The 13,883-nt window shown below is 50.4% G+C and carries 15 protein-coding genes and 1 pseudogene; 6 read left to right on the forward strand and 10 right to left on the reverse strand.

The genetic code is table 11. The features are described from left to right. Positions 1 to 174: 174 nt before the first annotated feature. The 10 genes from H9625_RS09365 to H9625_RS09410 all read right to left on the reverse strand — a co-directional run bounded on the left by H9625_RS09365 (position 175) and on the right by H9625_RS09410 (position 9,337). A complete protein-coding gene (locus H9625_RS09365; protein WP_057281983.1) occupies positions 175 to 963 on the reverse strand; it encodes a PRTRC system ThiF family protein in 789 nt (262 codons plus the stop codon). After that, positions 960 to 1,661, reverse strand: a complete 702-nt coding sequence (locus tag H9625_RS09370; RefSeq protein ID WP_072544877.1) for a prokaryotic E2 ligase family D protein — start codon at positions 1,659 to 1,661, stop codon at positions 960 to 962. Before H9625_RS09370 ends, H9625_RS09365 begins: the two co-directional genes overlap by 4 nt. A 16-nt stretch (positions 1,662 to 1,677) precedes the next feature. Next, the gene (locus H9625_RS09375; RefSeq protein ID WP_122119907.1) at positions 1,678 to 2,760 is read right to left on the reverse strand and encodes a hypothetical protein; all 1,083 of its coding nucleotides are present in this window, start codon (positions 2,758 to 2,760) and stop codon (positions 1,678 to 1,680) included. A gap of 37 nt (positions 2,761 to 2,797) precedes the next feature. Then, entirely contained in the window at positions 2,798 to 3,019 is a 222-nt protein-coding gene (locus tag H9625_RS09380; protein ID WP_055300447.1) for a PRTRC system protein C, read from the reverse strand. Between the two features lie 3 nt (positions 3,020 to 3,022). Further along, positions 3,023 to 4,033, reverse strand: a complete 1,011-nt coding sequence (locus H9625_RS09385) for a PRTRC system protein E (RefSeq protein ID WP_191764042.1) — start codon at positions 4,031 to 4,033, stop codon at positions 3,023 to 3,025. A gap of 33 nt (positions 4,034 to 4,066) precedes the next feature. Beyond that, positions 4,067 to 4,282 (reverse strand): hypothetical protein, encoded by a 216-nt coding sequence (locus H9625_RS09390; protein ID WP_122119906.1) that lies wholly within the window; start codon positions 4,280 to 4,282, stop codon positions 4,067 to 4,069. A gap of 345 nt (positions 4,283 to 4,627) precedes the next feature. Beyond that, positions 4,628 to 4,864 (reverse strand): hypothetical protein, encoded by a 237-nt coding sequence (locus H9625_RS09395; protein WP_118308790.1) that lies wholly within the window; start codon positions 4,862 to 4,864, stop codon positions 4,628 to 4,630. Between the two features lie 195 nt (positions 4,865 to 5,059). Beyond that, entirely contained in the window at positions 5,060 to 7,159 is a 2,100-nt protein-coding gene (locus tag H9625_RS09400) for a type IA DNA topoisomerase (protein WP_191764044.1), read from the reverse strand. A gap of 94 nt (positions 7,160 to 7,253) precedes the next feature. Continuing rightward, on the reverse strand, positions 7,254 to 7,517 hold the full coding sequence (locus tag H9625_RS09405) for a DUF4099 domain-containing protein (RefSeq protein WP_057252920.1): 264 nt from the start codon (positions 7,515 to 7,517) through the stop codon (positions 7,254 to 7,256). A 47-nt stretch (positions 7,518 to 7,564) separates the two neighbouring features. Further along, complete coding sequence (locus tag H9625_RS09410) at positions 7,565 to 9,337, reverse strand: DUF3945 domain-containing protein (RefSeq protein ID WP_148330879.1); 1,773 nt, start codon at positions 9,335 to 9,337, stop codon at positions 7,565 to 7,567. A gap of 161 nt (positions 9,338 to 9,498) precedes the next feature. Here H9625_RS09410 and H9625_RS09415 point away from each other — a divergent pair, with 161 nt between their 5' ends. From H9625_RS09415 to H9625_RS09440, 6 genes and pseudogenes are all read left to right on the forward strand, one after another. Continuing rightward, complete coding sequence (locus tag H9625_RS09415; protein WP_191764046.1) at positions 9,499 to 9,651, forward strand: hypothetical protein; 153 nt, start codon at positions 9,499 to 9,501, stop codon at positions 9,649 to 9,651. A gap of 430 nt (positions 9,652 to 10,081) precedes the next feature. Beyond that, entirely contained in the window at positions 10,082 to 10,897 is an 816-nt protein-coding gene (locus H9625_RS09420) for a type IV toxin-antitoxin system AbiEi family antitoxin domain-containing protein (RefSeq protein WP_148330878.1), read from the forward strand. Beyond that, positions 10,894 to 11,688: a nucleotidyl transferase AbiEii/AbiGii toxin family protein gene (locus tag H9625_RS09425; RefSeq protein WP_148330877.1), complete on the forward strand. Its 795-nt coding sequence runs from the start codon at positions 10,894 to 10,896 to the stop codon at positions 11,686 to 11,688. Before H9625_RS09420 ends, H9625_RS09425 begins: the two co-directional genes overlap by 4 nt. A gap of 153 nt (positions 11,689 to 11,841) precedes the next feature. Next, the gene (locus tag H9625_RS09430) at positions 11,842 to 12,210 is read left to right on the forward strand and encodes a hypothetical protein (RefSeq protein WP_191764048.1); all 369 of its coding nucleotides are present in this window, start codon (positions 11,842 to 11,844) and stop codon (positions 12,208 to 12,210) included. A gap of 1 nt (position 12,211) precedes the next feature. Continuing rightward, positions 12,212 to 12,556: an IS66 family insertion sequence element accessory protein TnpB gene (tnpB, locus tag H9625_RS09435; RefSeq protein WP_072530987.1), complete on the forward strand. Its 345-nt coding sequence runs from the start codon at positions 12,212 to 12,214 to the stop codon at positions 12,554 to 12,556. 88 nt (positions 12,557 to 12,644) lie between these two features. After that, positions 12,645 to 13,808: pseudogene (locus H9625_RS09440) on the forward strand (IS66 family transposase); the annotation flags it as partial. Between the last annotated feature and the right edge of the window lie 75 nt (positions 13,809 to 13,883).

Here is a 13,883-nt window from a genome sequence, read left to right on the forward strand (position 1 = left end):
GGCCCTGTTTTCGTTTGCCTGAATTATGGAAGTTCCGGCAAGACAATACGTTGTCCTATTGTATAATATTCCAAAATACAAATATATACATTTGTTCCTAACTGCAATGAAGTTAATATATGTTTGTCTTGATTTCAAACAAGTTTTAACATGTTATAGGTCATAAAGCCGCGTTCAGACAGGTATCGGATTCATTTTCAAGGTAGAAAGGTTCAGGTACAGCCCGTAATGCTCGATCATGCCGTTGCGGAACATTTTCCACAGGATGTTGCAGCCGAGCTGTGCCAATGTGGAGTTGATGAACAGGTCCTGCTTTTCCAGGGCCTCTGCCAGTGAGCAGCTCGGTCCCGAGTCTTTCTCCTTTACTTTCGCGTATTTCACGTAGCGGGTAATCACTTTCAGTGACTCCACCGTTTCGTACAGCTTGGATTCCGGCTGCCTGATTTTTTTCGGTACGGTTCCGAGGACGACCTGTCCCGTGTCCTGTGTATTCCCAAAGTCCATCCAGTACAGGGGCGTCTCGTGGCTTCTGTATTCCGATACCGGCACGGCTTTCAGTATGTTCCACAGGTCGATACGTGACTTTATGTTGTCCGTGCAGGTGATCGTTATGTTGGCCAGATTATCCCGTCTAGCGTCCTTCAGGGCTGCCGGATAGATGTCCGGTACCGCCTTCCAGTCGTTGCCGAAGAAGTTGTTCATGCGTGTGACAAGACACTGTGCCTTGTTCAGGCCGATGTCCGAGGGGCTGAAGAGCTGTCGCCCGATGTTGGCCTCCGTCACGATGTCGGAATCATACACGGTTATAAACAGCCCGGGGTGTCCGAGTCCCCTCAGTGCCGTGTCAAGTCTGGCCAGGCAGGTAAGTACCTGCGAGCCTGTTCCTCCCGCTCCGATAAGGTTTACCGTTACCGGATGCTGCGGGTTTATGAGATAGTTGTCGATGTAATGTACTCTTTTCATTTCAGTATGTCTTTAAGTTTCATGTTGTTCAGTTGCTTCAGTTCGTCGAGGTTGAAGTCCCTGTCCCGTGCCGCCTTTGTCACCAGCACGAGGTTTGACCTTGTCGGGTTCCCGTTCCCTCCCAGGTGGGTGAATTCCGTCAGCCAGAATTTCCTTTCCCAGTACTGCAGCAGCTTCTCATAGGTCAGGTCCTTCGGCAGCTCTATCCTGGCGTTTCCCAGACATACGCTGGAACCTGTCACGTTGAAGAAGGGCGCGGCGTACAGCACGGTATCCGGTCCGGGAACATTTTCCTTGTAGGCATAGATTCTCATTCCGTGTTCTCCGGCCTCATAGATCACTCCCGGCAGGTAATATTCCGCGTTTTCTATTTTGAGCGCGGGGCTGAAGAACATCATCCTCTTGTGCGGAGGGTTGTACCACACGTATCTCTCGCTGCCCTTGCGCGGGTCGCAATACAACAGGTTGTCGGGTATCTTTCCATATGGAGTGGTGCTGTGTCTTTCCGAATATCCCTTCACGAGCGTGTTCATGAATTCCAGGGTTACCGGTCTTCCTTCCGTCATGTTTCCCCGGTCGTCAATTTCACGGATTTCAAGGAAAAAGTTCCTGTCATTCTCCGAGGCATAGGCAATCAGTGCCGCCCTGGGGTTGAGCGGCGTCTTGATTTTTCTGGTCAGTTCGTTGCTGTCTATCATATGCTTTCAGATTGGTTTATACTGTGATGTTGATGAATTTTTCCGCCCATTTGAAGAAACGTTCCGGATAGTCGTCCATGCGGAACAGTTCCTCCGTTTCCGGAGACAAGTCACAGGTAGTGACCGGAATGATGTCGTATGTCTCCTGGCTGTAGGAGTTGTAATAGTCGGTGAGATATTCCGTTATCATGTCGGTGCAGTTATAGATGACCCGGATCTGCTTGCTGAGATACATGGGCAAAAAGTCCGGTTCTTCCTCGTAGAAGGGATCGTAGCCGTATTCCATGATGCCGTGTTCAGGTGTAAGGAACTCCAGCCCCTCCTTCATGACAGAGAGCAGTGACTGTTCGTACCCGTCCTTCGGCTTATATCGGTCGATTGCCTTCGGCAGATTCTTGTAATAGGATTTGCGTTCCACCCGGCGTAACAGGGCATGTATCCTGCCTTCCTCATAGGAGTGCAGGAGCCGCCGCCTCTTTTTCCGGTCAGATGCCGTTTCACCCGAATCATCCTCAGACATCAGTGTCAGGGCATAGTCCATGTCATCCTCGTCCAGTATGGTGTTTATCCCGTTCGCCTGCATCAGGTTGTGGATGAAGGTGACGGATATGCGTCTCAGTTCCGGTCCGAGCCTTTCCATGAACTTCGTCGGGAAGTAATACAACGTGAGTTCTCCCCATTCATGACATTTCCAGAGACGGAACAGGAGTCTTTCTTCGTCCTGCTCAATGTTGACATTCATGTCATTGCCTACAAGGTTACACATCTCTTCGTGCAGTCTGGCAATGCTTTCGCCGGGCGTTCGTCCCGGTGTATGTACCGCCTCCTTCTTCATGAGGAGTGCATATCTGAAAAAGGAATCACGCAGGTACTCATAGTTTTCCTGCGTGATAAGATTGTGCGGCTTCCCGTCAGTACCGTCCGTGAACAGTTCCGATGGGGATATCGGCAAGAACGTAGCGTTCAGAAAAGAATTACGGCACCGCTGGGTGCCGCAATCCGTTTCTTTCTTTCCGTGCCGTAATGCACCTTCCTTTCTGTTTCCGCAATGATAAGTCTCGCGAGCTGTTCCGCCTGATATCCGTCCAATGGTACACATGATTTCTTCTTTTTTCTGTTGTCCTTTGCCATATCCTTTATCCTTTTGTTCCGATAGTAGTCTTGAACTCATATTCTGTCATGTCCTCCCTGATGACCGGTCCGTGAACGGTAGCCGTCGTCAGTTCCGGGTACATGTTCGAATAGTAGCTCATGACCATGTCCGGCGAGATGTTCGGATCCGGGTCCTGAAGGGTTATATACTCCGTTCCTTTCTTGAATTTGAATGAGCGTGTCATTCCTTTGATTTCGAGTGCCATGTCTTAAACTGTCTGATAAGGTGAATACTTGGGTTCCAGCATGGACTGCGGGAAATCGATGTATTCCTCGTAGTCCTTCTCACTGTATGCGGGGTGTTCCTGATCGGAGAGGTACGGTTGCTGTTCGTCCTCCTGCATGAACCGTTCTTCCTGCCAGTCCTGAATTTCAGGCTGCGGCGGATATTGAGGTTGGGAAGACTGCTGTCCTCCTGTCCGCTGGACATATTGCGCGTGCGGCTGTATCTGCGGTCTTGCCTGCGGCTGTTGTTGCGACGGCCATATTCCTGGCTGTTGCGGATGCTGCGTGTATGCCTGTTGTGGTCTCTGCGGTGCGGGCTGAGCCTGTCCCGGCATCGGTTGTGACGGTCTCCGCGTGTATGTCTGCTGCGGTGCCGGCTGTTGCGGACGTTGCGGTTGCGGATTTCTCTGTTCCGTTGCCTGTGTGTATGCCGGCTGTTGCTGCTGTACAGAAGGTCCCGGCTGTGCTTCCTGTTCCATCAGGTCGAAGAGGCTTCCCCGGTTCATTTCCGTGTCGGCCGCCTTTATCTTCTCCTCGATTTCCTTCAGCTGGGCGGCATTCGCGTGTGCTTTCGCCTGTGTAAACACGCTGACGGCTTCCCGGTGGTTTCTGGCGGCAGTCAGTTCTTCCGCCTTCTTCATCAGTTTCTCGTACTTTTCCCGTTTCTCGCGCTCCTCCTTCGTTTCCTTGGATTTGGCATCCTTGGCGGCCTTGCTGCTTGCGGCGGCTTTGTCCGCCTGAGCCTCGAACTGTGCCATGTTGGAGATCAGCCCGCAGGCTTTCTGTATCGGTCTTGTGACTGCCTGCAGGAATCCGGTGTCAAGTTCCTGCGGCGTTCCCGTAACTGTCAGCGGCACGATGTGGTTCTGGGCCTCGTCCTTGAGTCCGTTCGATTTGGGCAATGTGGAAACGGTCAGTTGTCCGTTTGTCTTGCGGATGACGATCGTGAGGTCCACGCTTTCCGTCATCATCTGGTGGATTGCTGTAAAAAACATAGTTTCAGATATTAAATGATTAGACGATAAATTTCAATATTCGCTGAAAAATTCTGCCAGCAGCCTGTCCCTGTCAGGATGCCTGCATATTTCCAGAACGGGGTTCAGCAGCTTTGAGATGTGAACCGGACCGGTGGTCCCTCTCGGTGGCAGCTTGATTGCCGGTTGCGGGACGTGTACTTTCGGTCTTCTTGTCACGGGCATCCCTATCGGGGCTGGTGACTGTCTTGTGATGATCGCTTGTTGCATATTCTTTAATTTTTAACTGTGAATACCAGGGCTTTGGCAGCCCGTTGAACTACAAGGGCCCAACGGCAAATGCTTCCGGAAAGGCAGGGTTTTCGGGAAAAATACCGGAGCGCAGCGAGGATGATTTTTTCCGAAACCGCTTGCGGCCTGACCTTGCCGTCCGACAAGAAGCGTTTGCCAACTTTGCCCTGTAGTTCTCGGTTTGCCAATGTCTGTGTTTTAGTCCATTTCCTTTTCTTCCCGTGTCATTTCCGGTTGTGACGGATACAAAAAGAGCCGCCCGCTCCCGGACAGCTCCCTTATGCTGCAATGATAAATTCCGTGCATGTTCCATATCGTCAGATTTCAGAAGACCAGAAAACTCAGTATGCACAGAATGATGGCCAGTGCCACGAGAAAACAGGCTACACGGTAGAGGAACCTGAAGAGTCCCCTGAAACAGATGATGGCCACGGCGGTCCATACAGGCGATATGCCGTGGGAATAGAGCCAGCTGAATATGATGGCTGCTGTTACGGCCAGCGCGAGTGTCCTTGCCCATCTGCTGTCCGCTATCTTTCTGATACGTTCTTTTGCTTTCATAATCTTCATTTGTTTGGCGGGAATGCCATTCCCGGTTTCAGGGGCTTTCTTGCAGTCCGCCTCCACAGGCAAGGTTTTCGGGAAAAATACCGGAGCCTCGGGCGAGGATGATTTTTCCCAGAAACCGTCAGGCCCGACCTTGCCGGTGGAAACGGGCGGGCTGCGACCTTTGCCCCGCGAATCGGGATGGCTTCATCATTTCCTTTTCCTGCCGTTCCCGTTTTTGGGGAACGAGAGTGTCAGGGTGAACCCGGCGTCAAAGGTGACCGAAGCGTCGAAGGCCACACCCTTCTTTCCCTTGAATCCCTTGATGAGCCGTGTGGAACCGGAAGAGAAAAGCTGTTCCAGATGCTGGTCCGTCAGTTCCTTGTTCAGGAATCTGCGGTACACGGTCAGTCCGCACCCTTTATTGTCACAGCGGGCACTCTTCTCCCTGACGATGATGTGTCCGGTCTTGCATTTGGGACAGGTGAATGTGCGGGCGGCTGCTGCCGGAAGGCTGAGGTTCAGGATTTCACGGGTAGCCTTGCGGGTGTAGTCCGTGATGGATGCCATGAACGTGTCCGGTCCGAGCGTGTGCCGCTCTATCTGGAGCAGGGTTTTCTCCCAGCTTCCTGTCAGGGAAACATCCGCCACGAGCATGTCCTTCACCGCATCGTAGATATGGAGTCCCTTTTCCGTGGGGACGATGCTCTTGCCGGAGCGGGCGATATAGTCACGTTTGAACAGTGTGGTGATGATGGCGGCTCTTGTGGCGGGCGTGCCGATGCCCAGCTCCTTCACGGCCTCGCGTGCCTGTTCGTCGGCTATCTCCCTGCCGCAGGTCTCCATGGCCGCCAGCAGCGTGGCTTCGGTATAGAGCGGTCTGGGCACGGTCTTCTTCTGGGCCAGTCCGAATCCTGAAACCGGAACCGTGTCCCCTTCGGCAAATACGGCCGTACCCTCGTCGGTTTCCGGCTCGTCATCCTCCCGGTCCTCTTTCCGGCCAAAGATGCCGCGCCATCCCGGGCTGACCACGGTAGAACCCTTCGAGCGGAAGTCCATCCCCTCCAGACGGCACTCCATGAGCAGCATTTCCTTCTCGCAGTAGGGCGAGAACGCCTCCAGCATACGTCCGGCTATCAGCGTATAGACGGCCTCCTCCGCCTCGGAAAGCCCTTCGGGTGCGATGCCGGTCGTGATGAGGGCATGGTGGTCCGTCACTTTCCTGTCGTCCACGCTGCGGGTGTTGAGACGCGCAAAGTCAAGGATTCCGGCACTTGTGGCGAATCCGGGCATGGCCATAATCCTTTCCAGCAGACCGGGCACACAGGCCATCACGTCGTGCGGGATGTAGCGGCTTCCCGTTCTCGGGTAGGAAATGAGCTTCTTCTCGTAGAGCGACTGGGCGATGTCCAGCGTCTTTGCCGCGGGCAGGTCGAGGTGCACGTTGCAGTCCTTCTGGAGTGCCGTCAGGTCGTAGAGCAACGGCGGCTGTTGCAGGGTTTTCCTGCGCTCCACCTTCGTGACCGTCGCCGAAGAATCGGGAGAGAGACTGCGGTAGGCGGCTTCCGCCTTCTGCCTGTCGTCAAAGGTCGCGGGATGGAAGAAGCGGCGGTGTGACGTGCCTCCATTGAGGGTGACATGCAGCTGCCAGTATGGTGTGGATACGAAACTGCGGTTCTCCTTGTAGCGGCTGCATATCATGGCGAGCGTCGGCGTCTGCACACGGCCGATTGAGTTGTTGGACGAGCCGGAGACGATGGCCAGGGCCCGGCTGGCGTTCATGCCCACCAGCCAGTCCGCCTTGGCGCGGCTGTCCGCTGCGGCGTACAGGCTGTCGTATTCCGAGCCGTCCTTCAGTTCCTCCAGACCTTTCCGTATGGCCTCGTCGGTCAGCGAGGAGATCCACAGGCGGCGGAACGGTTTCTTGCAGTCCAGGAGGGCATATATCCAGCGGAAGATAAGTTCCCCTTCGCGACCGGCATCGGTAGCCACGATGATGCTGTCACAGCGGTTGAACACGCTTTCTATGACTTTCAGCTGTTTCGAGGCGGCGATGTCCGTGACCATTCCACTGTCCGTGCGCACCTGTCGGGAGACCAGGCGGAACGGGTCCGGCAGCATCGGCAGGTCCTCCGCCGCTGTTTTCGTGTAACCGTAAGTGTCCGGCATGGCCAGCGACACGAGGTGTCCCAGTGCCCATGTTACCATATATCCGTTGCCGGAACAGTAGCCGTCATTTCTTGTATCAGCCCCGACTACACGGGCTATGTCCATGCCTACACTCGGCTTTTCTGCGATGATTGCTATCATATTGTTAGGATAAAAATTAAGCCGTTTCCCGTTTTCCGTGCGGAAGACAGGAAACGGCGGTAAGACATCGGTTTACTTGATAATTGCTCTCAGGCTATCTGCCCAGCGGTGTCACTCCCTGGATTTCCAGCAGCGGTGCCTCGCCCTTGCGGACCAGCTGCAGGGTGGCGTCCATCACCACGTCCACGCCGAGGAGCACGAGGCTCAGGGACATCACTTTCGTTTTCTCTCCCCTGAGGAGGGTGTCCATTTCGCCGGAGAGTTCCAGCTCGTCCTTCATGATACCGATACCGGAGAGTTCGTCCCAGTTCACTTCATCAGCCTTGAAAGGCATGTCGTTTCCGTTTTCCTTTTTCATATTTCTTTCTTTTTTTGATTCAACATTCATTTTTCAGTAACCTGCCATCAGGCAATGCTCGCACCTTTTGACTTGCGGTTTCCCTGTTCCTGTCGCTGGCTGTTGGCCACCACGTTTCGCTGCGAGGCGTCACGCTTGCGGTCAGGATTCTCGTTGTAGAAGTCCAGACGCCCCTGGTTGAAGTTCGCCTTGACGTACTGCGAGATGGTCTTCCCGTCATATCCCTTTATGCCTTCCACCAGCACGGCCTTTCCGCTCTGCAGGTCCGCACGCTGCTGTCTGGTCAGTTCCACGTCCCATACCTTGGTTGGAATCTTGAAATCCTCGCGCTGCTCGAAACCGTCCGGCGTACGGGAGTAGCTCAGGCGTCCCGTTTCCAAATCGGCCTTGATGAAGGAGGAGAATTCCTCTCCCTTGCGATTCACCATGTCGTTGAGGAAAATCACCTTGCCGTCACGGAGCTGCTGCTGTTCCTCCGCCGTAATCTTCACCCCGTTGATTTCGTTGGGGATATAGATTTCACGTGCGCCCTCCGGGGAGTCCGGGTTGTAGCGGGTGTATGACGGACGGCCTGTCGCCTCGTCCAGCTTCACGTAGGAGGAGAACACCTCGCCGTCCTTGCGCTGCATGCCCTCCACGAAGATGGCTTTCCCGGCGTTCAGGTCTTCAATCTGTTTCTGTGTCAGTTCCACGCCCCCGAGTGTCTGGCGGTTGAAGAGCTTGTCGTTCTCGAAAATGAACTCGACACCCCTGCGTTCGGCATTTACCTGAATGAAGGCGTTGAACTCGTTGCCGGACTTGGCGATCATGCCCTCGACATAGACCTTCTTGCCTTCACGCAGGTCATTCTGCTCCTGCTCTGTCAGTTCCACGCCCTTGATTTCCCTCGGGATGAAGGCATTCTCCGCTTTCATGGCGACCACCTCGTTGGTCAGCTTGTCGATGCTGATGAAGGAAGGGATATATTCCCCGTTGCGTCCTTTCAGTTCCACGACACGTCCCATGTTGCCCGTTTCGAGCAGGTTCTTCTTGTCCTCGTCGGAGAAGATATGTCCGAAATACGGTCGGTCAAGGTCGGGTTTCTGCCGGATACCGTGGATGCCGAGCACCACTTCGCCTGCCATGGACTGCTGGAATGACAGACGTGCGTCCGTTCTCAGTACGGCCGAGCCGAAGTTCATGCTGATGGGTACTACCTGGTTGGTCTTGTATCCCTTGAGCATCTGTTCGAGCAGTCCGCGTTCCTGGAGGTATTCACGGGAGATTCCAAAATTCTTGAGCTGTTCCCAGTTGATCATGGACTCGTTGTAACGGTACTGTGGGGACTGGGTCTGCGGCTGGCTGTCAGCTGCGGCAGCCTGCTGCTGGGTTTCATTTTTCTTTGCCATTTCTTCTTGATTTTTTTGGTTGATACTTTGGTTTTCCTTGTTGCGCGGAACAATCTCGTACTGCTTGAGAAATTCCTCCACGGCTTTTGTCTTTTTTCCTGCGGCGATGTCCTCGATGGCCTGCTGTACGGCAGGGTCGTCCAGCCTGTCTTCCTTGACGGAGAGGATTCCGAAACGTGTCGGGTCTTTCAGCTGGCTCCAGAAGTTCTTAATGAAGTTCTCGAAGGCGTCTGCATAGCGGTCAATCTTCAGGAAGGAGTTCCGGTTCTGCCTGTCGGCGGCTACCGTGTTGAATTTTCCGTCCTGTCCGATTTGCGACACCGCTTCCAGAATCAGTTCCATCTTGTCGAGGATGAACACGATGTCACTCATCTGCTCGTTTTCGGAGACCTGCGGTTTCGGGGGTTCTTCCCTTGCATTTTTCTTTGCCATAATTTTTGATTTTTAGTGTTGATAACTCATGTTGTCACCGCAAATATATAGGAGAAAAATTGATAAATAATTGATTTGCAATGTGTTAGGATATATATTACACCATGTGTCATCACATTACACCGCAGGCCGGAGAAAACGGAGTGAAAAAACGGGGTAAAATGGCAGGAAAAGGAGAAAAAACGAAAGACGGCAAAGGAAAGGGTGGAACAGGCCGGACAGACAAGGGTATGGCGGTACACGCAGCCGCACGGAAGAAAAGGAAAAACTGTAATTATGCAGAGTTGGGAGCGAGCTGCTTTTGTCCCCCTTGATGTGTCCTTTTGTGACAGGAAGCGGAATTCTGTTTACGGGAATAACCGGATGGCGTAATCCATTGGGATGGCATACGGGAGCATGGTTCTCCCGTCGGATTCTTTTTTATTTTGACCTGTATCTATGCGTCGTAGGTCGCTTCGCTTGCTAAGTCCCGGTCCTTTCCCTAACTCGGACGGCAATACCGGAGCGTTTTTTTGGGCGGAAAATTACCGCAGGGAATTTTGTGTCCCGAAAACCGGAGGCTTGAACGTGGAGGTATTCGCCCTCCGAGTTAACTTCTCTGAAGGGACTTATCAAGTGAAGCGTGGCTTATGATGCCATTTTATAGAAATATGGAGAAAAATTCCCTTTCAACACAAAAAATGCAATAAATCTGCGTAAGTAGTCAAAAAATGACTACTTTTGCAATGTCATTGCAACTAAGTTATGAAGAAGCATATAGAAACTTTGTCAGATTGGATTGAAAGCCGGGAAGTAAGGGGATATTACACCTTCACTAAAGAGGATATAGAAAAGCAATTCCCTTCAGCGGGTAAGGTATATATCAAAACCGCATTGTACCGTTTGGCCGCCAAAGCGAAGATTGTTTCTCCCTGGCGTAATTTTTATGTCATTATGCCTGTGGAATATTCGTTAAAAGGCGTAATTCCGCCTGTTTTCTATATGGATCAGCTGATGTCCTATCTTGGGAAAAGATATTATGTTGCTCTTTTGAATGCGGCTTCATTTTATGGCGCGTCACATCAAAGAGTACAGACATTTTCCCTCATGGTGGAACAACCGAGCATGAGGAATACTTCAAAGAGCGGAACATCCATATTGTTCTTTTCCAAGAAGGAAATAAGTATGGAATTTGTAAGGAAGCACAAGACGCAGACAGGTTACATCAATGTTTCTTGTCCTGAACTGACAGCTGTTGACCTGGTGGAAAACGAAAAAAGTGTAGGTGGTCTGAATCGCGTCTGCACCGTGTTGAATGAATTGGCTGAGACAATGAATCTGGACAGCCTCGATGATTCCTTTTTCAAGACATCGGCCATACCGGTCTTTCAACGTCTGGGTTATATTCTGGAACATGTATTGGAAAGAGCGGATTTGGCGGAAACCTTATATTCCAAAATGGAGGTTGCAGGACTGAGATTTAGAAAGATACCGTTTAAGATAAACAAACCGACAGAGGGTTGTGAGGTTGACAAGAAATGGAAAGTAATCATTAACCAGGAAATAGAAATAGACGAATGATACCGGAATTTGCAATCAGAGAATGGAGCGAACATGTTCCATGGACAGAGTCCGAACAGGTCGAACAGGATCTGCTGATATGCAGAGCCTTGACTGAGATATACAAGGATGAATATCTTGCTTCCCATCTGGCTTTTCGCGGAGGGACCGCATTACACAAGTTGTTTCTCTCGCCCCAACCCAGGTACAGTGAAGATATTGACTTGGTACAGATTAATGCAGAACCGATCAAAGAGACCTATGACCATATAAGAGATACACTCGCTTTTCTCGGGGAGCCGAAAGTGAAGCAGAAAAAGCACAACAACACTTTGATTTTCAGGCTGGAATCAGAATCCATACCAGTGGTCCCGATTCATCTGAAAGTGGAAATCAACTGCAAGGAACATTTCAGTGTACTGCCTATGCAACGTATGCCATTTTCAGTGGTCAACAAATGGTATAACGGAAAATGCGATGTCCTGACTTACCAGTTGGATGAACTGGTAGGTACAAAACTGCGTGCCTTGTACCAACGGAGAAAAGGACGTGATTTGTATGATTTGTACAAGGCCTTGACCACATCAGACATCAACATAGACAACGTGCTGGCTTGCTATCAGAAGTATATGGAATTTGTGGTTGACCACATTCCTACTTACAAAGAATTTATTATCAATATGGAAGACAAAATGCAGGATGATGAGTTCTTGGGTGATACCATGCAGTTGCTTCGGCCGGATGAAGAGTTCAATCCGCAGGAAGGCTATGAGGTGGTACGAACGCTCCTGTTAGACAGGTTACAAAAGTGATGAAAGCCCATTTTCTCATTTACCGGGGTAAATGGGCTTTGTAGGATTTTATCTTCAGGTGTGTATGCTCCATCGTAAGCATTCTATTTTCCGCCTTGACGCACATTATTCACAAACCTACCTTTGCGCCATAACCAAATAACAACAATGATTATGGCGAAAGAAAAAGTAAACTATCAGGAGGTATATGACCTCTACCAGTTATGCAGCGAGACCAAGGATCTTCGCGAGTTCTGTGCGGATTATGGAGTAAACTACGACAAGTTCATGAACTGGCAACGTCATCAGCTTTGGAGCGAGAAGTTAGGCAAGACAGTTCTGGTTGATCAGCCCAAGGTTGCTAAAGTCCAGATAACCGGCAAGCCTTGCAACAGTCCGACTGTAAAGATGGAGGTGAAACAGCCTGAAGGCGAACCACCAATAAAATGGGTTAAGTTACAACTGGCGTCTGGAGCGACACTGTTTCTGAGAAACACCAGCGTTCTTGATCTGAGTCTGTTGCTTAATAAAATGATAGGATGATATGCTTGGACTGAGTGCTAACCTGAACTATTACCTGTTCAACGGTAATGTGGATTTACGGAAAGGCATCTTCCGTTTGTGTGAAAGTATAAGGCAAGAGATGTCACTTGACCCTAGTGATGCGTCCAATGTATATATGTTCATGTCCCGTAACCGGAAGGTCGTCAAGATACTTCATTACGAACGCGGTTTTTATGTGCTTTACGAGAAACGTCCTGTCATGGGAAAGTTCAAGAAACCTGTGTTTGACGAGGTGTCAAAATGCTACCGGATACAGTGGTCTGACATGGCTTACCTGACGGAAAGTATCGTAGTCGACAGAATGTATGTAACTCCTAAAGAATGAATAATAAGGCGTTGATTTACAATGGAATAATACAAAAATAATCGATAAAAAGTTTGCGTAACTGCCTGATTTTTCGTACCTTTATATCATGATTGATGAAAGAGCATACGAGTTACTTTGCTGCCAGCTGGGTCTGGCGAATGAGGAAAAAGCAGGGCTTCGCAAACAGAATAAAGAACTGATTGCGAGGCTTGAGTCTATTGAAAAATCCAACAAGGAGAACTCAAAAACTCTGATTGATACAATCAATGACCTCAAAGAATCCCTCGAAAAGCAATCAACCACGGTTGAACATTACAGGAAAGAAATGGAACTTATGAGGAAGCAGCTTGAAGCAAAAGACGAGGTGAACATGATGCTTGCAAACGAGATATCCAATCTCAGACTTCAGCTTGAAGACAGCAGGAAACACCGTTTCGGCCGTACATCTGAGCAAAGAAGGCTGCTGAACAACCGTAACATTGACAAGTCTGCAATGGAGAAGTCCGAATATGACGGTTCTGACAAGAAAGGTGATGATGATAATAAGGCCAATGGTAACGAAGCTGGTGGCAATACCTCTTCCGATAACGCAACAGCACAGAACAGCAAGCCTTCAAGAAGAAAGGAAACCGCACCACGTGCGGAAAAGACCAGGCTGAAGGTGGACAAGGTAGTGGTACATGAAATAGAAGACTATTACCAACTCCCGGATGGTGCAAGGCTTATGAACCGCAACGGAATGGCTGATGTGTGGGAATACAGGTTTATAGAACATGTGCGTGCCCATAACGTGGAACATGTGTACAAGGTGGCAAGGGTAAAGCTTGCAGACGGCACTTTCACTAACACGATGGAGCATCCCTTGAAAAACCTTGGAGGAATCTTCTCTCCTGAACTGCTTGCCCGTCTGCTTTGTCTGAAATATGACTTCAGCATGCCTGAGAACAGACAGATAAGACTGCTTGCAAGAGAAGGCATCCATATAAGCAATACCACGCTGAACAGCTATATCCACAACGGAATCTCCAGGCTTAGGGAGTTTATGGAAGATGTCTTCAAGAAGTTTGTACAACAGGCAAAATACCTTATGGTTGATGAGACTACCGAACTCGTTGGAGTTGAAACACCGGAAGGTAAGGCTTACAGGAGAAAGTACTTATGGGCTTTCTTTGCAAAGCATGTCAAGTTGGTTTATTATCATTACAATAACGGCAGCAGAGCATCTGATGTGGCAAAGACCTTCCTTGATCATTTTATGGGATCTATATCCTTAATTCCGCAACACTATTACAAATATAACTTTTTAAGTACCTGAGCAACAAAAAGTTGCTCAGGATTTTGCCAT

This window comes from Phocaeicola intestinalis, from assembly GCF_014837065.1.
GTDB lineage: Bacteria > Bacteroidota > Bacteroidia > Bacteroidales > Bacteroidaceae > Phocaeicola > Phocaeicola intestinalis.